The organism is Streptomyces sp. NPDC018026, assembly GCF_044327745.1.
Lineage (GTDB): Bacteria > Actinomycetota > Actinomycetes > Streptomycetales > Streptomycetaceae > Streptomyces > Streptomyces rubrogriseus.
Genome location: NZ_JBIRFY010000012.1, coordinates 22,627 through 44,072 on the forward strand (window position 1 = coordinate 22,627; position 21,446 = coordinate 44,072).

Consider the following 21,446-nt stretch of genomic DNA (forward strand, 5'->3'; position numbering starts at 1 on the left):
ACTCTCGTAGGGGCTCCCTTCTCCCTCCCGTCCGTCCCTCCCTTTCCTCCCTCCTCTGTCTCTTTCTCTTTCGCCCCTTCCCCTTTCGCCCAAGGACCTCACTCGTGGCAGGACGTTTCGCTCCCCGGCCCCCGCGCGCCGTCGTGCGCGACGGGATACCCCGGCAAGCACTCGCGCCGGGCCGGGTACGGGTGTGGGTGCCGGACGGGCCGCTGGACCTGGGGCTGGTGCTCGGTCCGCTGCGGCGCGGGCCGGGCGATCCGACCTTCCGGACGATGCCGGACGGGTCGGTGTGGCGGGCCGGCCGGACGCCCGCCGGGCCGGGCACGCTGCGGGTCACCGCGCGCGGCGGCGAGGTGCGGGGCGAGGCCTGGGGGCCGGGGGCCGAGTGGCTGCTGGAGCAGCTGCCGCTGATGCTGGGCGCCGAGGACGACCCGACCGCGTTCGTGCCGCGGCACCGGCTGCTGGCGGTCACGGCCCATCGGCGGCCGGGGCTGCGGCTGACGCGGACCGGGCTGGTGCTGGAGTCGTTGATCCCGTCGGTCCTGGAGCAGAAGGTCACGACGCTGGAGGCGTATCAGGCGTGGCGGCTGCTCGTACGGAAGTTCGGGGAGCCGGCGCCGGGGCCCGCGCCCGGGCGGATGTGTGTGATGCCGGCGGCGCGGACGTGGGCGCTGATCCCGTCCTGGGAGTGGCATCTGGCCGGGGTGGACGACAAGCGGGCGTCGACGATCCTGCGGGCCGTGCGGGTCGCCGCGCGGCTGGAGGAGGCGGCGGGGATGGAGCCGGCGGCGGCGCGGGAGCGGCTGGAGCTCGTACCGGGGGTGGGGCCGTGGACGTCCGCGGAGACCGTGCAGCGCAGTCATGGGGCGCCGGACGCGGTGACGGTGGGGGATCTGCATCTGCCGGGGATCGTGGGGTTCGCGCTGGGTGGGGACCGGTACGCGGATGACGCGGAGATGCTGCGGTTGCTCGAGCCGTATGCGGGGCAGCGGCATCGGGCGGCTCGGTTGGTGTTGCTGAGTGGGCGGGTGCCGCAGCGGCGGGCGCCGCGGATGGCTCCGCGGGGCATTGAGCGGTTGTAGGTGGTCCCGGGCTGCCTTGGCGCCCGGGGACTACGTGTCCGGGGAGAAGCGGAGGGATGCCGGGGGGATGTGGGCGTCGCACCAGATGCGGGCGCCGGAGCGGAGTTCGTTGTCGGCGCCGATGACCGCGCCGTCGCCGATGACCGTGTCGGCCAGGACCGAGCGGGTGCCGATGCGGGCGCGGGTGCCGATGAGGGAGTCGGTGATGACGGCCCCCGGCTCGATGACGGCGCCCGGCAGGATCGTGCTGCCGAAGACGCGGGCCCCCTCCGCCACGAAGGCGCCCTCGCCGACCACCGTGCCGCCGGTCAGCTTGGCGTCGGGGGCGACCTGTGCCGTGGGCAGCACCAGGCGGTCGCCGCAGCGGCCCGGTACGGCCGGGGACGGGGCGCGGCCCAGGACCAGGTCGGCCGAGCCGCGGACGAAGGCCGCCGGGGTGCCCAGGTCCAGCCAGTACGTGGAGTCGACCATGCCCTGGAGGTGCGCGCCGGTGGCCAGGAGTTCCGGGAAGGTCTCGCGTTCGACCGAGACCGGGCGGCCCGCCGGGATCGTGTCGATGACGGAGCGGCGGAAGACGTACGCCCCCGCGTTGATCTGGTCGGTGACGATCTCCTCGGGGGTCTGGGGCTTCTCCAGGAAGGCGAGCACTCGGCCGGTGCCGTCCGTGGGGACCAGCCCGTACGCCCTCGGGTCGGTCACCTGCGTCAGGTGCAGGGAGACGTCCGCGCCCGTCGTCTCGTGGGTGCGCACCAGCGCGCCGATGTCCAGGCCCGTCAGGATGTCGCCGTTGAAGATCAGTACCGGCTCGTCAGGGCCCGAGTGCAGCCGGGACGCCACGTTGCGGATCGCGCCGCCGGTGCCGAGCGGCTCCTTCTCCGTGACGTACTCGAGGTGCAGGCCCAGTGCGGAGCCGTCGCCGAAGTACGGCTCGAAGACCTCGGCCAGGTAGCTCGTCGCGAGCACGATGTGCTCGACGCCGGCCGCCTTGGCCCGCGCCAGCTGGTGCGTGAGGAACGGCACTCCGGCGGCCCGGACCATGGGCTTGGGCGTGTTCACCGTGAGCGGGCGCAGCCGCGTGCCCTTGCCGCCGACCAGGAGGATCGCTTCTGTCACCTGTCGTCTCTGCTTCCTGCCGGGACCGGCCGAACTGTCTTTCGGCGGGCCAGTGTATGCAGACCGTTCCACGGTGCCTTCGACGACCGCGCGGTGCCCGCCCTCAGCGGCCCTGGTAGTGCGCCGCCTTCGAACGGGCGGTGCCGAGCCTGGCGTAGAGCTTCGTGCCGGGGCAGTTCGTGGCGAAGCCGTCACGGTGACCGGAGATGACGTTCAGTCGTACCTTCTTGCCCTTTCGGTAGAGGTTGCCACCTCCGGACTTCAGGTATGTCTTCCCGCGCGGATTCATGCCGTAGAGCCCGACCTTCCATGCGGTGAGCCGGGCGATCGCCTTCAGCGCGGCAGACGACGGCTTCTTCGAGCTGTACGTGCCGAGCACCGCGATTCCCATGCTGTTGGAGTTGAACCCCAGGGTGTGGGCGCCCAGCACCGGCTTGGACACGCCGCCGGCCCGGCCCTCGTAGATGCGTCCGCACTTGTCGACGAGGAAGTTGTAGCCGAGGTCGCGCCAGCCCGTGCTCCGGACGTGGTAGCGGTGGATACCGCGGATGACGGACGGTGCCTGCGAGCAGCGGTAGTTGTTGCCGGTGGCCGAGTGGTGCACGAAGGCCGTCTTGACCTTCTTCGTGTACACGAACCCCTTCTCGCGCAGCTTCTCGTCGGCGCCCCAGCCGCGGCGGGTGGTGATGCTCGGGCGGGGGCCGATGTGCGGGCCGGCCTTCTGTCGCGCGCCGAGCGCGGGAGGTGCGGGGAGTGCGGGAAGTACGGAGGGTTCCGTCCGGGTCTGGGGCTGCGCGCGGTTCGTCGGCGGCGGGGCGCCCTCGCCGGGGTCGACGAGTTCGAGGCGCAGGCCGGCGGGGAGCGGCGAGGCGGACCGGGCGGTGCCGGGCTCGTGCCCGGCCCGTACCCGGACCTCGACGCCGTCGGACTCGCCCACCCACAGCGGTGCGGTGGCCCCGCGGACATGGCCCGAGGCGCTCTCCGGGGTGCCCGGGTCGGCGGCGTGGTCGGCGTTGTGGGTCTCCAGTTCCTGCCAGCCGGACCAGGCGCCGGTGGCGGTGGCACGGGTACGGACCTCGACGTGGCCGTGGAGTTCGGTGGCGGGGCTGTCCCAGACGACGCCGACGAGCGAGAAGCGCCGTACGTCCGAGCGTCGCAGGCCCTGTTCGACCGCACCGGGTGCGCCGGGTGCCCGGTCGCGGGCGAGGGGGGCGAGGGGCAGGGACTGGGTGCCGCCGGGGGCGTACGCGCCGGGCCGTGCGGTGGAACTCGTCGCGGGTGGGGCCGAGGAGGTGGCGGCTGCCGCGGGCGGGGCGAGCGGGAGGGCCAGGGCCGCCGCGCACGTGACGCCGGTCGAGGAAGCTAGGAATCCACGCATGCCCCTGATACTGGACATGATCGTACAAATATTTCCATTTGAGATCTGACGGGGCGTAGGGCGCCTTGGTCCGAACCGGTGGTGGCCCGGTCCGCCGTGCGCTCGGTGCGCGTTGCCCGTCCCGCGTACGCTTGCGCGGGTGAACGCGACCGACCGCACCCCTGCCGACCTGCTGAGTTCCGCGCTCGCCGCGGACCCGGGACGCCCCCTGGTGACCTTCTACGACGACGCCACGGGCGAACGCGTCGAACTGTCCGTGGCCACCTTCGCCAATTGGGTGGCCAAGACCGCGAACCTGCTCCAGGACGAACTCTCCGTCGAACCCGGCGACCGGGTGGCGCTGCTGCTGCCCGCGCACTGGCAGACGGCCGTGTGGCTGCTGGCCTGCGCGTCGGTGGGTGTCGTCGCCGACGTGGCGGGTGATCCGGGGGCGGCGGACGTGGTCGTGAGCGGGCCGGAGCCGGAGTCGCTGGAGGCGGCGCGGGCGTGCTCGGGCGCGCGGATCGCGCTGGCGTTGCGGCCGCTGGGGGGTCGGTTCGCGCCGGCGCCGCCGGAGGGCTTCGCCGATTACGCGGTGGAGGTGCCGGGGCAGGGGGACCGGTTCGTGGCGTACGCGCCGGTGGACCCGGAGGCGCCGGGGCTGATCGTGGCGGGGCGGGAGTTCAGTGGGGCGGAGGTCGTGGAGCGGGCTCGGGCGGAGGCGTCGGGGCTGGGGCTCACGGGGCCGGGGGTGCGGATTCTGTCGGGGTTGCCGTACGACACGTGGGAGGGGTTGAGCGCGGGGTTGTACGGGCCGCTGGCGAGTGGGGGGTCGGTGGTGCTGTGCCGGCATCTGGAGCTGGCGGGGGTGGGTGTGGTGGATCAGCGGATCGAGGCGGAGCGGGTTTCGGCGACGGCGCGGTGAGTTTCTGCCGGGTGGCTGGTGAACCGGCGTGGAGGTGACGCCGGGGAGTCGGTGACCGGTGCGGTCGGTGCCCGGCGTCGGTGTCGGCGCGGGGTGGGGTGGGGTGCGCGGCCCGGCGCTGACGGGGTGCCGCCTGCGCCCACCCGTGCCGCCCTAGGCGGCACGAATGCCCGCAGGTTGTGGGGGGGGAGGAGGGCGCCTCGCGTGCTCGCGGGTTGCGCGGGAGGGGGGCCTCGCGTGCGCGCAGGTTGCGGGGGGGGAAGGCGGAGGCGCCTCGCGTGCGCGGTTGCGGGGGGGTAGGCGCCTCGCGTGCTCGTGGGTTGCGGGGGGGGGTGCCCGTTCGGGCTAGTTGCGTTCTGTCTTTTGGGGCCGCTCGGGGCATGGTCGTACCAGCGTGCGGGTGTGGACGGAGGCAGGTGTGGGCGACGACGCGGGCACGGCGGGCTCCGGCGGGGGTCCGGGGGACGGGGCGTCCGCGAGCGGGGTCGGGCTGAAGCGGCGGCGGCGCAGGCGACGGCTGGGGATCGCCGGGATCGTGGTCGTCGCGCTGGCCGGGGGCGCGGTGGGCGTCGGGTGGGCGGTGTACGCCAAGCTGAGCGGCAACATCACCGCGGACGAGGCGGCCGCGGCCGAACTCGCCCGGTACGAGAAGGAGCGGCCCACCTCGCTGGTGCGCGGCGCGCAGAACGTCCTGCTGATCGGGTCGGACTCGCGATCCGGGGACGGCAACGCCCGCTACGGGCGGGACTCCGGGACCGAGCGGTCGGACACCACCATCCTGCTGCACCTGGCCGCGGGCCGGGACAGCGTCACCGCCGTCTCCCTCCCCCGCGACCTGATGGTGCGGGTCCCCGGCTGCCACCGGCCGGACGGGTCACTCACCGAACCGGCGCTCCAGCAGTTCAACTACGCCTTCGCCGCGGGCGGTTCGGCGTGCTCGATCCGTACGGTGGAGAAGCTGACCGGCATCCGGATCGACCACCACGTCGTCGTCGACTTCGAGGGTTTCAAGGAGATGGTCGACGCGCTCGACGGCGTCGAGGTGTGCCTGCGCAAGCCGGTCGACGACAAGGACGCCAAGCTGAAACTGCCCGCGGGCCGGGTGACGCTCGACGGGGAGCAGGCGCTCGGGTACGTCCGGGCGCGGAAGTCGCTCGGCGACGGCAGCGACACCGACCGGATGGACCGGCAGCAGCGCTTTCTGGGAGCGCTGGTGAGCAAGGTGCAGAGCAATGACGTGCTGCTGAATCCGGTGAAGCTGTACCCCGTTCTGGACGCCGCCACGTCGTCGCTCACCACGGATCCGGGTCTGGCGAGTCTGCGCGATTTGTACGACCTTGTGCGCGGGCTGCGCGGGATTCCCACCGAGCGCGTGCAATTCCTGACCGTCCCCCGGGAGTCCTACTCGGGCGACGCCAATCGGGACCAGCTCGTGCAGCCCGCCGCGGAGAAGCTGTTCACCCGGCTGCGGACGGACGAGCCCGTGACGGTCACGGCTTCCCGGCGGGACTCGACGGGCGGTACGGCGAATTCCGGCGAACCCCGTGCCGCCGATTCCCCGGCGCCCACGTTCAGCGGGAACACCGCCGACGAGGACGTCTGCGAGTAAAGCGCATTCCAAGAAGGAGCCACCCGTGAGCAAGGCGGGCACGAACGCGCGGACAATTGTCCAAGAAATGCGCCGGATTGCCCAGTTGTAAGGTTCGTGGAATGCGTCACTGCCATCGCCCTACGCCGAAGAGGGCGGTTAGTGTGAGCGATCCGGTGTGCCCGGCCGCGGACTTCTGCCCGGCCACGCACTGAACTGACTTGAGTGAGACCGGGTGCCCGGAGGGGAGGGCGCCGCGTGGCCCCGACGGAGGATTCGGACAACCGTGGACGCGCAAGGCCGTGGGCGGGCGGAGGACATCGACCCCGCAGACCAGTGGGTACTCAATCCGGACACCGGTGACTACGAACTGCGACTGCCCCCTTCCGCACCGCAGTCACCCGTTCCGAGGCCCCGCCGGGCCACCTCCGCACCGGCCCCCGAGGCTCCCGCGCCCCGCAGACGCCGCGCGACGCCCGAGGAGCCGCCACCGCCCGGCCGGCGTGGCCGCGAGGAGCCGCCGCCCGGCCGCCGGGATCGCCGGCGGCCGGCGAAGAAGAAGTCGAGGGGCAAGAAGATCCTCCTGTGGACCACCGGCACGATGGCGTTCGTCGTCCTCGCCGTCGGCGCCGCCGGATACCTCTACCTGCAGCACCTCAACGACAACATCGAGTCCCTCCCCGACGACGGCGCGAGCACCGGCGGGTTCCAGAAGGACCAGGCGATCAACATCCTGCTGATCGGCACGGACAAGCGCACCGGTTCCGGCAACGACGGCTACGGCGACAAGGGCAGCGCGGGCCACGCCGACACCACGCTCCTGCTGCACGTCTCCAAGGACCGCTCCAACGCGACCGCCCTCAGCATCCCGCGCGACCTGATCGTCGACGTCCCCGACTGCCCGACCACGCAGGAGGACGGGAGCAAGAAGGTCATCCCGGGCTCCACCGGCGTCCGCTTCAACACCAGCCTCGGCCAGAGCGGCCGTACGCCCAGCTGCACCATGCGGACCGTCACCGAGCTGACCGGCATCACGCCCGACAACTTCATGGTGGCCGACTTCAACGCGGTCAAGACCCTCTCCTCGGCGGTCGGCGGGGTCGAGGTCTGCCTGGCCAAGGACATCGACGACCCCGACTCGCACCTGAACCTGCCGGCGGGCAAGCACACCATCGAGGGGGAGGAGGCGCTCGCCTTCGTCCGCACCCGGCACTCCGTCGGATTCGGCGGCGACCTGAGCCGTATCGAGCTGCAGCAGCAGTTCCTCAGCTCGCTGATGCGCAAGCTGAAGTCCAACGACACGCTCACCAGCCCGACGAAGATGGTGAAGCTGGCCGAGGCGGGCACCGACGCGCTGACCGTCGACGCCAAGCTGAAGAGCATCGGCAAGCTGAAGGACCTCGGTCTGGAGCTGGGCAAGCTCGACACCAAGAACCTCACCTTCGCCACGGTCCCGGTGAAGGACAACCCGGCCGAGAAGACCCCGGTGACCGTCGTCCTCAAGGACGGCCCCGCCCAGCAGGTCTTCGACATGGTCAAGAACGACGTCTCCTTCACCGAGGTCAAGAAGCAGGAGAAGGAGAAGAAGGACAAGGAGGACGCCGCGGTCGCCGCCCGCCTCGAGGGCGCGAAGTCCGAGCCCTCCGAGGTCCGCGTCCGCATCCTCAACGGCGGCGCCTCGTCCGGCAGCGCGGGGCGGGAGCTGACCTACCTCCAGAACGAGGCGGGCGTCACCAAGTCGGAGAACGCGGGCAACGCCCCCGCCGACATCGCCAAGACCACCCTGGAGTACGCCCCCGACCAGGCCGACCAGGCCCGTGCCCTCGCCGAGATCCTCGGCCTGACCGGCGCCGCCATGAAGCCCGGCGAGAGCGTCACCAACTCCCAGGGCCTGCCCGCCATGACCCTCACCCTCGGCAAGGACTTCAAGGGCGCCGGCGTCAAACTCGACGCCACTTCCGCGAAGGCGCCGGAGGACCTCCAGAAGTCCACGGCGGACAAGGTCGAGTGCGCGAAGTGACCTGAGGGGCTCCAAGCCCGTCTGACAGTACGACAGTCCATCGGTCGACCGGTTCAACCGCGAACAAACCACCGGGCGTCGTACAGCCAACGCGCGGCCTCGTACGTCCAACTGTGCGAACAGGTCGCGTGCGGGAGCACGTTCGCGGGTCCGAGGGTGGGAGAGGCATGACGCAGAGCAGTGTGCGCGGGGAGGGAACGCGACCCGACACGGTCCGGCACGCCCGCGGCAGGCGAGCCGGACGCCGCGGCCGTGACGAAGGCGGAACGGGAACGGCCGGGCACGGGGGCTCGGGCGGCAACGGCGGCAACGGCGGCAACGGCGGCAACGGCGGACGCTCCGGGTGGCGGCGCGCGGGGGGACGCCGGCACCGGGCGTTGCGATGGTCCGCGACGACCCTCGCGGTGCTGATACTCGGCACGGCCGGCGCCGGATACCTCTACTACCAGCACCTGAACGGCAACATCGACAAGGGCGAGCGCAGCAGCGGCGACTCCAAGGCGCACAAGGCCGAGCCGAACGCCGCCGGACAGACGCCGCTGAACATCCTGCTGCTCGGCTCCGACAGCCGCGCCTCCGACGCCAACGTGGCCCTCGGCGGCGGCAAGAACCACCGCGACAACCCGCCGCTGGCCGACGTGCAGATGCTGATCCACCTGTCCGCCGACCGCGAGAGCGCCTCGGTGGTGAGCATCCCCCGGGACACCCGGGTCGACATCCCCGCGTGCAAGGACCCCGAGACCGGGGAGAAGTTCCCGGCGACCAACGCCATCATCAACACGTCGCTGGCCCGCGGCGGCGCCGGCTGCACCCTGGCCACCTGGGAGAACCTGACCGGCGTCTACATCGACCACTGGATGACCATCGACTTCGCGGGCGTCGTCTCGATGGCGGACGCCATCGGCGGGGTCGAGGTCTGCGTCAACCAGAACGTGTGGGACCGCCCGCTGCCCCAGGTGTCCGGCGGCTCCGGCCTGAAGCTGACGGCCGGCCGGCACAAGGTCAAGGGCGAGCAGGCGCTGCAGTGGCTGCGCACCCGGCACGCCTGGGGCAGCGACCCGCTGCGGGCCCGGGCCCAGCACATGTACATGAACTCGATGATCCGCACGCTGAAGAGCCAGAACGTCTTCACGGACGCGGGGAGGCTGATGGACCTGGCCGAGGCCGCGACGAAGTCGCTGACGGTCTCCGAGGAGATCGGCACCGTGAAGAAGCTGTACGACCTGGGCATGCAGCTCAAGACGGTGCCCACGGACCGTCTCACCATGACGACGATCCCCACCGTCGAGGACCCCGAGGACGAGAACCACCTGCTGCCGGCGCCCGACGCCGACAAGATGTGGGCGATGCTCCGCGACGACGTGTCCTTCGACGACAAGGGCAAGAAGGAGAAGAAGGGCACGGGCACGGGCACGGGCGACGACACGGCCGCCGCCGGAGACGACGACGCCGCGCAGGGCGATGCCGGGCAGCCCTCCGACGAACCCGCCGCCGACTCCGAGATCGGCGTCCTGGTCCAGAACGCCACCCGCTCGGCCACCCTCGGCCCGGTCACCGGCCGGGCCGGTGACATCGCCGGGACGCTGGTGGACAAGGGCTTCGCCAAGGCGGTCAAGGACACCTCGGCGGCGCTCTCCGAGGAGCGGACCGTAGTCCGGTACCCGAGCGCCGAGTTGGCGGGCGACGCGCGACGCGTCGCCGAGGCGCTGGGGATCCCCGCGAACGCGGTGCGCAAGTCCACGGACGTGTCCGGGATCACTCTCGTCGTGGGAGCTGACTGGCGCGGGGGGACGTCCTATCCGAAGCAGAAGACGCCCGAGGCGGGAGACCTGCCGGAGACCAGCGACGCCATCAACGGCTCGGACACCAGCAAGTGCATGGACGTCTACAAGCCCTACCGATGGTAGGAGTTCACGAAAATAGGAGGGAATGCCCTGTTGTAGGGGTGACGATCGTGACACCGGACTCGTTCGACGCCGAACCGGGCGGATAGTGTGAGCGCTCCGGTGCCCCCTGCCGCGAGGTCCGCCCTGGCGTCGTGCACTTGTTGACTCTTTACCGGGCACCTTCAGAGGAAGGTGCCGCGTGGCCCCCGACGGAGGATTGGGAGACCGTGGACGCGCAAGGACGTGGGCGGGCAGACGACGTGGATCCCGCAGACCAGTGGGTGCTGAATCCGCGGACCGGTGAATACGAACTGCGACTGTCCCCCTCCGCACCGGAGTCGTCCGTCCCGGGGCCCCGCACGCAAGGACCCCGAACGCAAGGGCCCCGCACGCAAGGACCTGGCACGGAAGGACCCCGCACGGCGGGGCGCCGTACGACCGCTCCGGGCCGTGAGGTGCCGCCCCAGCGGCGGCGCCGTCCGGAGCCCGAGGCGCCGGCGCCCGGACGGCGCGGCCGCCGGCCGGAGAAGAAGAAGTCCAGGGGCAAGCGGGTCCTGCTGTGGACCGGCGGCAGCATGGCCTTCGTGGTCCTGGTGGCCGGTGTGGGCGGCTACGTCTACCTCAAGCACCTGGAGGGGAACGTCTCGACGACGGACGTGGGCACGGCCGGAAGCAGCAGCTTCAAGAAGGACGAGGCCTTCAACATCCTCATCATCGGCACCGACAAGCGCACCGGTGAGGGCAACGAGGGCTACGGCGACAAGGGCAGCGCCGGACACGCGGACACCAACATCCTGCTGCACGTCGCCGAGGACCGCTCCAACGCCACGGCGCTCAGCATCCCGCGCGACCTGATCGTCGACATCCCCGACTGCGAGACCGTGCAGGAGGACGGGACGAAGAAGGTCATCCCCGGTACCTCCGGCGTCCGCTTCAACCAGAGCCTGGGCGACTTCGGCCGGGACGCGGGCTGCACGATGCGCACGGTGGCGGAGACGACCGGCATCAAGCCGGACCACTTCATGATGGCCGACTTCAACGCGGTCAAGACGCTGACCACCGCGGTCGACGGGGTCGACGTGTGCGTGGAGCACGCCGTGGACGATCCGAAGTCCCATCTCAAGCTGCCCGCGGGCGAGTCCAAGGTCGAGGGCGAGCAGGCCCTGGCCTTCGTCCGCACCCGGCACGCCTTCGGCAACGAGGGCGACCTGGACCGCATCAAGGTGCAGCAGCAGTTCCTGGGCTCGCTCATGCGCAAGATGGCCTCCGGCGACACCCTCACCAGCCCCACCAAGCTGGTGAAGCTCGCCGAGGCCGCGACCAAGGCCCTGACCGTGGACAAGGCCATCGGCAAGGTGGGCACGCTCAAGGACATCGCCCTGGAGCTGAAGAAGGTGCCGACGAAGAACATCACGTTCACCACGGTGCCGGTGATCGACAACCCCGCCGAGAAGGTCAAGGCGACGGTGGTCGTGAACGAGGCGAAGGGCCCCCAGGTCTTCGACATGATCAAGAACGACATCTCCTTCACCGAGGTCGAGCAGAAGAAAAAGAAGGAGAAGGCCGCGGTCGCCGCCCGGCTCAAGGGCGCGAAGTCCGAGCCCGGCGAGGTCCGGGTCCGCGTCATGAACGGCGGCGCCCCGACCGGCAGCGCCCAGCAGGAACTGGCCTACCTGCAGACCCAGGCCGGGGTCTCCAAGTCGGAGAACGCGGGCAACGCCCCCGCCGACATCGCCAAGACCACCCTGGAGTACGCCCCCGACCAGGCCGACCAGGCCCGCGCCCTCGCCGAGATCCTCGGCCTGACCGGCGCCGCCATGAAGCCCGGCGAGAGCGTCACCAACTCCCAGGGCCTGCCCACCATGACCCTCACCCTCGGCAAGGACTTCAAGGGCGCCGGCGTCAAACTCGACGGCTCGGTCAAGAAGCCGGAGCTGGACACCGAGTCCACGGCCGACCAGAAGCTGTGCGCCAGTTGACCTGAGGGGCCTGTCGTACGTCTGACAGGGCGGCGACGGGCCCACGCGGTGGCCCGGGGGCGGGGAGGGACGCGGAAGTGACGCGGAGCAGTGTGCAGGGGGAGGACACGGACGAGGGCGCGGCGGACGCCCCCGAAGGTGCGCAGACCGTCCGGGGGGACGGCGACAACGGTGTCGACGGCGCCAAGGACGGACCCGAAGGCGACACCGAGGACGGACCCGAAGGCACCGCCGTCGGCGCCGAAGGCGACACCGAGGACCGCACCGAAGGCGAGCCCGTCGCCCCCCGTCCGCGCAGGCGACGGCGGGTCCTGCGCTGGACCGCGGTGGTGCTCGCCGTGGTCCTGGCCGGCCTGGCCGGGGCGGGTTACCTCTACTACGAGCACCTCAACGACAACATCAAGCAGGACGCCCTGAACCTGGGCGACAACAAGGTCGCCGCGCCGACGCCGAACGCGGCCGGGCAGACCCCGCTGAACATCCTCGTCATCGGCTCGGACGCCCGGGACAGCGAGGAGAACCAGCAACTCGGCGGCGCCCGCGAGACGTTCGGCTCCACGCCGCTGGCCGACGTGCAGATGCTGGTGCACCTGTCGGCCGACCGCAGCAACATGTCGGTGGTCAGCATGCCGCGCGACACCCTGCTGGAGATACCCAAGTGCACCGACCCGGACGACGGCGAGGTGTACCCGGCGAGCGAGGGCCGGGTGATGACCAACCAGAGCCTCGGCCACGGCGGTCCCGGCTGCACGGTGGCCACCTGGCAGGAGCTGACCGGCATCCACATCGACCACTTCGTGATGGTCGACTTCGCGGGCGTGGTCTCGATGGCCGACGCCGTCGGCGGCGTCCCGGTCTGCGTGGACGCCAACATCCACTCGCGCGACGCCGGGGGCCACGGCTCCGGTCTGAAGCTGGCGAAGGGCACGCACCCGGTCAAGGGCGAGCAGGCCCTGCAGTGGCTGCGCACCCGGTACGGCTTCGAGGACGGCAGCGACCTGGCGCGGGCCAAGGCCCAGCACATGTACCTGAACTCGATGGTCCGGGTGCTGCGCGAGAACGCGACCCTCAGCAGCCCGAACAAGCTGCGCAGGCTCGCCGAGGAGGCCACCGAGGCGCTCACCGTCGACCCGGGCCTGGACTCCGTCAAGCAGCTGTACGACCTCAGCACCGAGCTGCGGAAGGTGAAGCCCGAGCGCATCACCATGACCACGATGCCCAACCGGTACGTGGGTGCCCGCGTCGAGCCGACCGAGGACTCGGAGCAGTTGTTCCGGCTGGTGCGCGAGGACATCGCGCTGGACGGCAAGGACGCGAAGAAGAAGCCCGCCGCGGAGCCGGAGCTCCCGGCCGACCCGGCCGCACCCGACGACGAGATCGCGGTACAGGTCCGCAACGGCACCCGCACCGACGAACTGGGCACGGCCCCCGGACGCGCGAACACGGTCACCGGGTTCCTGGTGGAGCGGGGCTTCGCGAAGGCGGTCGCGGACCCGTCGGTGCTGCCGAGCGAGGACCGTACGGTGATCCGCTACCCGAGCGCCGACCTGGAGGGCGACGCGCGCCGCGTCGCCAAGTCCCTCGGGATCCCGGCGAGTTCGGTGAAGCGGTCGACGGACGTCTCCGGCGTCACGCTCGTCGTGGGCGCCGACTGGCGCGAGGACACGGCGTACCGGGCGCCCGGGAGCGACGACCGGATCCCCGAGTCGGCCGAGGCCCTCAACGGCGCGGACGACAGCGCCTGCATGCACGTGAACCCGGCGTTCACCTGGTCCTGACGGCCGGCCGGCCGGACACGATCACGGAAACGGCGGGCCGACGCACGTCGGACCCGGCCTTCACCGGTGCTCCCGTTACCGCGAACGGGGGACACGGGTGCGCGCCGCGGGGCCACAGCCCCGGGCAGCAGATCGTATGGGCCTACGGTGCTCACGAATCCCACGTACGGCCTCACGGTGCACGCCCAGGGCCCCGTCCCCGCGGAGGTGTTCCCCTTGCCCACGCCGCCCCGCTCGTCCCGGGTCCCGGCCTCGACCCACCGGGGCGGGCCCCCGCCGCAGCGCGGTGGCCCCCGGCCGGCCGGGCGTCCGCCGAGGCCCCCCGTACGGCGGAAGAAGCCGCGCTGGGCCGTGCGGGCGGTGACCGCGCTGTCGGTGGTGGTGCTCGCCTCCGCCGGGATCGGGCACGCGGTGCTCTCGAGTCTGGACTCGGACATCTCGCGGTTCGACGCGTTCAAGGACATGAAGAACCGGCCGCGGGCGGGCGACGGCATGAACGTCCTGATGGTCGGCACCGACGGCCGGGACGAGATCACCGAGGAGGAGCGGCGCAAGTACCGGCTGGGCGGCGCCCCCTGCCACTGCACCGACACCATCATGATCGTGCACATCTCGGAGGACCGGGAGCGCGCGAGCGTGGTCAGCCTGCCGCGCGACTCGTACGCCGAGACGCCCGGCCACACCGACCGCACCACCGGCGAGCACCACAAGGGGCATCCGCTCAAGCTGAACGCGGCCTATGCCGAGGGCGGCCCGCAGCTGACGATCCGCACCGTGGAGAACATGACCCGGGTGAAGATCGACCACTATCTGGAGGTCGACTTCACCAGCTTCATGAAGACCGTGGACGTCCTCGGCGGTGTGAAGATCTGCACGGTCCAGCCGCTCAAGGACAGCTACACCGGACTCGACCTGCCGGCCGGCTCCCACACCCTGATGGGCGGGCAGGCACTGCAGTACGTGCGGGCCCGCCACCTCGACGGCGCCTCGGACCTGAGCCGGATGAAGCGCCAGCAGCGCTTCCTGGCCGCCCTGATCGACCGGGCGACCTCCTCGGGGATCCTGCTGAACCCGCTGAAGTTCCGCGACGTCACCCGGGCCGTGCTCGGCTCGGTCCGGGCCGACCAGGACTTCGGCACCGACGAGTTGCTGACGCTCGGGCGGGCGATGCGGAACTTCTCGCCGTCGTCCTCCGAGTTCACCACCGTACCGATCGGGCAGATGGGCTACGCCGTCAAGGGCGTCGGTTCGACGCTGAAGTGGGACCCGGCCAAGTCGCAGCGGCTCTTCGACGCCCTGCGCGAGGACCAGCCGCTGGCCGCGCCGAAACCGAGGCCGAAGGGTCCGGCGCCGGTGCGGGTCCCGGTGGACCCGAAGCAGATCCGGGTCCAGGTGGAGAACGGCACCCGCACCTCCGGGCTGGGCAAGCGGGTGGACGACGCGCTGGCCGCGACCGGGTTCCGCACCACCAAGGCACCGCGGAACGCCGCGGACCGGGCGGTCGGGCGGACCGTCGTCGCCTACGACCCGCGCTGGGACCAGTCGGCGAAGTCACTGGCCGCCGCACTGCCCGGCAGCGAGCTGAAGCCGGTCAAGGGGCAGGGCGCCACGCTGAAGGTGATCGCGGGCGCCGACTTCGAGAAGGTGGCGAAGGTGCGGCCGGCCGACCCGCCGCAGGAGTCGGGCACGGTGGTGCGGGGCGACGAGGTGGTCTGCGGCAAGGAGTGAGGCGCGCCGATGTTCACCGGCGCGCCCCGCTGAATTGCCGCTCAGTCGCCGCTCAGTTGCCGGAGACGGTGACCTTCTCGTCGTTCTTCAGTTCCTCGACGAGCTTCTTCACCTTCGCGTCGTCCCACTTGAGGTTGCCGCCGACGCTGCCCGAGATCGGCATGTTCATCGAGGTGCCCTCGCCGCCGCTGACGCTCTTCATCGCCCAGAACATGCTCGCCAGGTCGAACAGGCCCATGTCCTTGTCGACGATGAGGGAGTCCAGGCCGGCGCCCATGGTCGGGTAGAGCTTGAACGGGTTGAGGACCGTCGACGGGGTGGCCACCTGGCTCGCCAGCGCCGACAGGAACTTCTGCTGGTTCTTGGTGCGGTCCAGGTCGGAGCCGGCCAGCGCGTACCGGGTGCGGACGAAGGCGAGGGCCTCCTGGCCGTCCAGGGTCTGCTTGCCCTTCTTGAGGTCGGCGCCGGACTTCTTGTCCTTGATGTCCTGCGGGATGTCGATCTCGACCCCGCCGACCGCGTCCACGATGTTCGCGAAGCCGCCGAAGCCGATCTCCACGTAGTGGTCCAGGCGCAGCCCGGTGTTGTGCTCGACGGTGCGCACCAGCAGCTCGGGGCCGTCCTCGGCGTAGGCGGCGTTCAGCTTGGTGTGCCGGCCCGTGCCCGGGTACTTCTTGCCGGACTCGGAGCCGACGAAGCTCGGGATCTCCACGTCGGAGTCGCGGGGCAGGGAGATCAGCGTCGACCCGTTGTCCCCGGTGTGCAGGATCATCATCGAGTCGGTGCGCTTGCCCTCGGCGTAGCCGGTGTGCAGGTCCTTCATCTGGTCCTTGGACATGCCCTCGCGGCTGTCGGACCCGACGATGAGGTAGTTCGTGCCCTCGCCGGCCGCGGGCCGCTCGATGACCTTGGACAGGTCGACGTCGCGGTTGAGCTTGGAGTCGGCCCAGAAGTAGGTGCCGACGGTGGTGACGACCAGCACGGTCACCACCGTGATCGCGGTCCACTTGATCCGGCGCCGCCAGTTCGGCGCGGGCCGGCCCGGTGCCTGGCGGCCGCCGGGTCCCTGGCCACCGCCGCCGCCGTAGACCTGGCCGGTGTTGTAGCCGCTGTCGTACCCGTCGCCGCCGTGCCCCTGGCCGTCGGTGTACGACGGCTGCTGGGGCACCCCGGCGCCGTACGGCGGGGCCGACGGGCCCGGGCCGGGCGGCGTCGCGCCGCGGCGGACCTGACGCATCACGCGTGCGCTCTCGGGCCGTGCGCTCGCGCTGCCGCGCCCGTAGCCGCTGCCGCGGTTGTCACCGGACCATCCCTCGGGCCAATCATTCATGCGCACCAGTGTGCAGGGCTGCCCTGTGGGCGTTACAAGGTATGTCGGAAAATCAGGGCAGTGCTGTTGCGAACCCGACACAAAATCACGCCGGTGCAGCCCCGGCATAAGGTGGAGGCCATGACAGACCAGGCAGAACAGGCCTCGGCCGCGCAGTCGCCGGCCCCGGAGATCCCGGGCAAGCCGACCTCGGCGTCCCGCACCACCCTCAGTCACATCATGACGCACAGCGACACCAACCTTCTGGGCACGGTGCACGGCGGTGTGATCATGAAGCTCGTCGACGACGCGGCGGGCGCCGTGGCCGGACGGCATTCCGGCGGACCCGCCGTCACCGCGTCCATGGACGAGATGGCGTTCCTCGAACCGGTCCGCGTCGGCGACCTCGTCCATGTGAAGGCCCAGGTCAACTGGACCGGCCGCAGTTCCATGGAGGTGGGCGTCCGGGTCCTGGCCGAGCGCTGGAACGAGTCCACCCCGGCCACCCAGGTCGGCTCGGCCTACCTGGTCTTCGCGGCCGTGGACGCCGACGGCAAGCCGCGCACGGTGCCGCCGGTGCTGCCCGAGACCGAGAAGGACAAGCGGCGCTACCAGGAGGCCCAGATCCGCCGCACCCACCGCCTGGCCCGCCGCCGGGCGATCATGGAACTGCGGGAGCGGCGGGTGGCGGAGGGGTACGAGGACTGACCTCCGCCCGGGGGCGGCGCCACCCCGGGCGCCGGCGGTGTCCGAGGCGTCAGAGCATGAGCAGGAGCCGCGTGTTCGGTACGAGCTTCCGGTTCACGCTCGTGCTCTGCACGAAGATCGTGAATTCGTCGTTGTGGTCGGGCTTGATGCGGACCTCCACGTCCGGCAGGCCGAGCAGCGCGCGGGCCTCGGGCCCCGTGTACACCCGGTCCGTCTTCTTCTCCAGCACCGATATCTGCTTCTTCGGCTGGACCTTCTCCGACTTGCTCAGCTGGTAGAAGGCGCCACCGGTGCGGTAGGTGTGCCCGCGCTCGACGACCCAGTCGCGGATCGCCACGTCGCGGGTGACGTCGATCAGCTGGTACTTCGACGACTCCACCGGCGTGAGGCCGGCCGCCTTGATGGTGTCCTTGTTGACCGCGTCCCCGCCCGTGGAGAACACGGCCCTCGATCCGCGGATGCCCTTGGTGCGGCCCACCATGAACTTCTCGGTGGCCTCCTGGATGACCTGTCCGGCCTCCTCGAGGCCCTGGGTGCTCGTGGCGTCCCAGATGGCGATGTTGTCCTTCGGGAACCCGTACTGCATGGCCTCGCGCTTGCCCATCTGGTCCGGCACGAGGACGGCCAGCGTCCAGTTGTCCGCCTGCGTCTCGATCATCCGGGACACGGCCTCGATCAGTGCGCGCGGGTCCCTGGCGGGGGCGTCCGGGCAGCGGTGGCTCACGTTCTCCTGTCCGTCCGTGAGGACGAAGGTCAGGAAGCTGTGGTCGCCGTACAGCTGGGCCGTCTGCGCCAGCTCCCGCTGCGACTTGAGCGTGGCCGCCAGCAGCGCCGTCATGCCGCCGACCCGGTACATCTGCTTCAGCGACGGCATTCGCAGCACGTCCTTGTCGTAGATGACGCACTCCACCTGGTCGGCGAAGACGTACACCGTGACGCGGGTCTCCTGGTCCAGCTCCTGCGAACGGCGGGCCAGGTAGGCGATCTGCTGGTCGGCGACCTCGACCACCTTGTGGCTGAGGCGCCGCATGGACGAACTGGCGTCCAGCACGAGAGCGACGTGGTTGATGTAGTTCTGGCTCTTGGACATGGCGGCTCCCCCTACTACGTACCGATTGCCGCTCGGCGGCTTCCCGACTCGATGGACCTACCGTCTCATCCACCACTGACAATCGGTCACGACGAGCGAGGGGCGCCCGGCCGGCGGACGCCCCTCGCTGACAAGTCCCCGGCCCCTACGGCAGGTTGCGCGCCATGACGATGCGCTGGACCTGGTTGGTGCCCTCGTAGATCTGCGTGATCTTGGCGTCGCGCATCATGCGCTCCACCGGGTAGTCACGGGTGTAGCCGTAGCCGCCGAGCAGCTGGACGGCGTCCGTGGTGACCTCCATGGCCACGTCCGAGGCGAAGCACTTGGCGGCGGCGCCCTGGAAGGTGAGGTCGCTGTCCCCGCGCTGCGACTTGGCGGCCGCCGCGTACGTCAGCTGGCGGGCGGCCTCGATCTTCATGGCCATGTCGGCCAGCATGAACTGGATGCCCTGGAAGTCGGCGATCGGCTTGCCGAACTGCTTGCGCTCCTGGACGTAGCCCTTGGCGTAGTCGAGGGCGCCCTGGGCGATGCCGAGGGCCTGGGCGGCGATGGTGATGCGGGTGTGGTCCAGCGTCTTCATCGCGGTGGCGAAGCCGGTGCCCTCCGCGCCGATCATGCGGTCGGCGGGGATGCGGACGTTGTCGAGGTAGACCTCGCGGGTCGGGGAGCCCTTGATGCCGAGCTTCTTCTCCGGGGCGCCGAAGGAGACGCCCGCGTCGGACTTCTCGACCACGAAGGCGGAGATGCCCTTGGAGCGCTTGCTCGGGTCGGTGACCGCCATGACGGTGTAGTACTCGCTGACGCCGGCGTTGGTGATCCAGCGCTTGACGCCGTTGAGCACCCAGAAGTCGCCGTCGCGGACGGCCTTGGTCTTCATGCCGGCCGCGTCGGAGCCCGCGTCGGGCTCGGAGAGGCAGTAGGAGAACATGCCGTCGCCCTTGGCGAGCGGGGTCATGTACTTCTTCTTCAGCTCCTCGGAGCCGGAGAGGATCACCGGGAGCGAGCCGAGCTTGTTCACGGCCGGGATGAGGGAGGAGGACGCGCAGGCGCGGGCCACCTCCTCGATCACGATGACCGTGGCGAGCGCGTCGGCGCCCGCGCCGCCGTACTCCTCGGGGACGTGCACCGCGTGCAGGTCGTTCGCGGTGAGGGCGTCCAGCGCCTCCTGCGGGAAGCGGGCCTCCTCGTCCACCGCGGCGGCGTACGGCGCGATCTTCGCCTCGGCCAGCGAGCGGACGGCGTCCCGGAGCATGTCGTGCTCCTCGGACGGGCGGTACAGGTCGAAGTCAGCCGATCCGGCCAAGGTGTCTCACGCTCCAAAACGCTGTGATGCTGGGCACGCTAACTACCGTTAAGTAACCCAAATTTTAGAGCCCGCCCGCGTTCGTGGATAGGTGAGCTTGACGACAGCCGGCCCAAAGCCCTCGAAAGGCTTTTCCGGTGTCCCCGATATGCTCGGGCGCGCAACCGTGCCGTACACCTCTGGAGCGCATCCATGGCCCTGAAGATCACCGTGATCGGTACCGGCTATCTCGGCGCCACCCACGCGGCGGCCATGGCCGAGCTCGGTTTCGAGGTGCTGGGTCTCGACGTGGTGCCCGAGAAGATCGAGATGCTCCAGCGGGGCCAGGTCCCGATGTACGAGCCGGGCCTTGAGGAGCTGCTGGCCAGGCACGTCGCCGGGATCGAGGGCTCCAGCGGGAGGCTGCGCTTCACCACCGACTTCGCCGAGGTCGCGGCCTTCGGCGACGTGCACTTCCTGTGTGTGAACACCCCGCAGAAGCACGGCGAGTACGCCTGCGACATGTCGTACGTCGACTCCGCGCTGGCCTCGCTGGCACCGCACCTGACCGGCCCCGCGCTGGTCGTCGGCAAGTCGACCGTGCCGGTGGGCTCCGCCGACCGGCTGGCCGCCTACCTGGCCGAGCACGCGCCGGCCGGCGACGGGGCCGAGCTGGCCTGGAACCCGGAGTTCCTGCGCGAGGGCTTCGCCGTCGAGGACACCCTGCACCCCGACCGCCTGGTGGTCGGGGTGCGCAGCGAGCGGGCCGAGCGGCTGCTGCGCGAGGTGTACGCGACGCCGATCGAGGAGGGCTCGCCGTTCGTCGTCACGGACTTCCCGACGGCCGAGCTGGTGAAGACCGCCGCGAACTCCTTCCTCGCCACCAAGATCTCCTTCATCAACGCGATGGCGGAGGTCTGCGAGGCGGCGGGCGGCGACGTCGCCAAGCTGGCGGAGGCGATCGGGTACGACGACCGGATCGGCAAGAAGTTCCTGCGGGCCGGGATCGGCTTCGGCGGCGGCTGTCTGCCGAAGGACATCCGGGCGTTCATGGCGCGCGCCGGTGAGCTGGGCGCCGACCAGGCACTGACCTTCCTGCGCGAGATCGACTCCATCAACATGCGCCAGCGCGGCCAGATGGTGGAGCTGACCCGGCAGGCGCTGGGCGGCGGCCCCTTCCTCGGCAAGCGCGTCGCGGTGCTCGGCGCCACCTTCAAGCCCGACTCGGACGACGTACGGGACTCCCCCGCGCTGAACGTCGCCGGGCAGGTGCACCTCCAGGGCGCCCAGGTGACGGTGTACGACCCCAAGGGCATGGAGAACGCCCGGCGGCTCTTCCCGACCCTCGGCTACGCCGACTCGGCGCTGGCGGCGGTGCGGGGCGCGGACGTGGTCCTGCACCTCACCGAGTGGCGGGAGTTCCGCGAGCTGGACCCCGAGGTGCTGGGCGAGGCGACGGCGGCCCGGGTGATCCTGGACGGGCGCAACGCCCTGGACCCGGCGCTGTGGCGGAAGGCCGGCTGGACGTACCGGGCGATGGGCCGTCCGACGGCCTAGTCCGTCAGGGCGGGTGCGGATGCGGGTGACGCCGGTTCGGC

General features: G+C 71.0%; 15 protein-coding genes. 10 read left to right on the forward strand and 5 right to left on the reverse strand.

Features of this window, described 5'->3' with window-relative positions; translation table 11 throughout:
• Window positions 1–104 precede the first annotated feature (104 nt).
• Window positions 105–1,085 (forward strand): DNA-3-methyladenine glycosylase family protein, encoded by a 981-nt coding sequence (locus tag ACH4D3_RS30290; protein WP_398328523.1) that lies wholly within the window; start codon window positions 105–107, stop codon window positions 1,083–1,085.
• 30 nt (window positions 1,086–1,115) lie between these two features.
• Here the strand turns inward: ACH4D3_RS30290 and ACH4D3_RS30295 are convergent, their stop codons facing one another.
• Both ACH4D3_RS30295 and ACH4D3_RS30300 read right to left on the reverse strand, forming a co-directional pair.
• Window positions 1,116–2,198, reverse strand: a complete 1,083-nt coding sequence (locus tag ACH4D3_RS30295; protein ID WP_398328526.1) for a sugar phosphate nucleotidyltransferase — start codon at window positions 2,196–2,198, stop codon at window positions 1,116–1,118.
• Between the two features lie 103 nt (window positions 2,199–2,301).
• Window positions 2,302–3,576, reverse strand: coding sequence for a peptidoglycan recognition protein (locus ACH4D3_RS30300; RefSeq protein WP_398328529.1), 1,275 nt, complete (start codon window positions 3,574–3,576; stop codon window positions 2,302–2,304).
• 139 nt (window positions 3,577–3,715) lie between these two features.
• Here ACH4D3_RS30300 and ACH4D3_RS30305 point away from each other — a divergent pair, with 139 nt between their 5' ends.
• The 7 genes from ACH4D3_RS30305 to ACH4D3_RS30335 all read left to right on the forward strand — a co-directional run bounded on the left by ACH4D3_RS30305 (window position 3,716) and on the right by ACH4D3_RS30335 (window position 15,459).
• Window positions 3,716–4,480, forward strand: coding sequence for a TIGR03089 family protein (locus ACH4D3_RS30305; RefSeq protein WP_398328532.1), 765 nt, complete (start codon window positions 3,716–3,718; stop codon window positions 4,478–4,480).
• Between the two features lie 418 nt (window positions 4,481–4,898).
• Window positions 4,899–6,089, forward strand: coding sequence for an LCP family protein (locus tag ACH4D3_RS30310; protein ID WP_398328535.1), 1,191 nt, complete (start codon window positions 4,899–4,901; stop codon window positions 6,087–6,089).
• Between the two features lie 265 nt (window positions 6,090–6,354).
• The gene (locus tag ACH4D3_RS30315) at window positions 6,355–8,088 is read left to right on the forward strand and encodes an LCP family protein (protein ID WP_398328538.1); all 1,734 of its coding nucleotides are present in this window, start codon (window positions 6,355–6,357) and stop codon (window positions 8,086–8,088) included.
• A gap of 167 nt (window positions 8,089–8,255) precedes the next feature.
• Window positions 8,256–9,995, forward strand: a complete 1,740-nt coding sequence (locus tag ACH4D3_RS30320) for an LCP family protein (RefSeq protein WP_398328541.1) — start codon at window positions 8,256–8,258, stop codon at window positions 9,993–9,995.
• A gap of 206 nt (window positions 9,996–10,201) precedes the next feature.
• On the forward strand, window positions 10,202–11,953 hold the full coding sequence (locus ACH4D3_RS30325; RefSeq protein WP_398328544.1) for an LCP family protein: 1,752 nt from the start codon (window positions 10,202–10,204) through the stop codon (window positions 11,951–11,953).
• A 77-nt stretch (window positions 11,954–12,030) separates the two neighbouring features.
• Complete coding sequence (locus tag ACH4D3_RS30330; protein WP_398328547.1) at window positions 12,031–13,731, forward strand: LCP family protein; 1,701 nt, start codon at window positions 12,031–12,033, stop codon at window positions 13,729–13,731.
• Between the two features lie 351 nt (window positions 13,732–14,082).
• The gene (locus tag ACH4D3_RS30335; protein WP_398328550.1) at window positions 14,083–15,459 is read left to right on the forward strand and encodes an LCP family protein; all 1,377 of its coding nucleotides are present in this window, start codon (window positions 14,083–14,085) and stop codon (window positions 15,457–15,459) included.
• Window positions 15,460–15,511: 52 nt separating this feature from the next.
• On the opposite strand, the gene ACH4D3_RS30340 is transcribed toward ACH4D3_RS30335, so the two are convergent.
• Window positions 15,512–16,789, reverse strand: a complete 1,278-nt coding sequence (locus tag ACH4D3_RS30340; RefSeq protein WP_398328553.1) for an LCP family protein — start codon at window positions 16,787–16,789, stop codon at window positions 15,512–15,514.
• 120 nt (window positions 16,790–16,909) lie between these two features.
• Here ACH4D3_RS30340 and ACH4D3_RS30345 point away from each other — a divergent pair, with 120 nt between their 5' ends.
• Window positions 16,910–17,476, forward strand: a complete 567-nt coding sequence (locus tag ACH4D3_RS30345; protein WP_398328556.1) for an acyl-CoA thioesterase — start codon at window positions 16,910–16,912, stop codon at window positions 17,474–17,476.
• 49 nt (window positions 17,477–17,525) lie between these two features.
• Here the strand turns inward: ACH4D3_RS30345 and ACH4D3_RS30350 are convergent, their stop codons facing one another.
• The gene (locus tag ACH4D3_RS30350) at window positions 17,526–18,566 is read right to left on the reverse strand and encodes a vWA domain-containing protein (protein WP_398328559.1); all 1,041 of its coding nucleotides are present in this window, start codon (window positions 18,564–18,566) and stop codon (window positions 17,526–17,528) included.
• Window positions 18,567–18,711: 145 nt separating this feature from the next.
• A complete protein-coding gene (locus ACH4D3_RS30355) occupies window positions 18,712–19,869 on the reverse strand; it encodes an acyl-CoA dehydrogenase (protein WP_398328562.1) in 1,158 nt (385 codons plus the stop codon).
• 192 nt (window positions 19,870–20,061) lie between these two features.
• Here ACH4D3_RS30355 and ACH4D3_RS30360 point away from each other — a divergent pair, with 192 nt between their 5' ends.
• A complete protein-coding gene (locus tag ACH4D3_RS30360) occupies window positions 20,062–21,405 on the forward strand; it encodes a UDP-glucose dehydrogenase family protein (RefSeq protein WP_398328564.1) in 1,344 nt (447 codons plus the stop codon).
• Window positions 21,406–21,446 lie beyond the last annotated feature (41 nt).

Excerpts from the sequence above, each read along its gene's own strand:
- ACH4D3_RS30300 (WP_398328529.1), bottom strand. The coding sequence starts at position 3,576 with ATGCGTGGATTCCTAGCTTCCTCGACCGGCGTCACGTGCGCGGCGGCC.
- ACH4D3_RS30320 (WP_398328541.1), top strand. The coding sequence starts at position 8,256 with ATGACGCAGAGCAGTGTGCGCGGGGAGGGAACGCGACCCGACACGGTC.
- ACH4D3_RS30340 (WP_398328553.1), bottom strand. The coding sequence starts at position 16,789 with ATGAATGATTGGCCCGAGGGATGGTCCGGTGACAACCGCGGCAGCGGC.
- ACH4D3_RS30345 (WP_398328556.1), top strand. The coding sequence starts at position 16,910 with ATGACAGACCAGGCAGAACAGGCCTCGGCCGCGCAGTCGCCGGCCCCG.
- ACH4D3_RS30350 (WP_398328559.1), bottom strand. The coding sequence starts at position 18,566 with ATGTCCAAGAGCCAGAACTACATCAACCACGTCGCTCTCGTGCTGGAC.
- ACH4D3_RS30360 (WP_398328564.1), top strand. The coding sequence starts at position 20,062 with ATGGCCCTGAAGATCACCGTGATCGGTACCGGCTATCTCGGCGCCACC.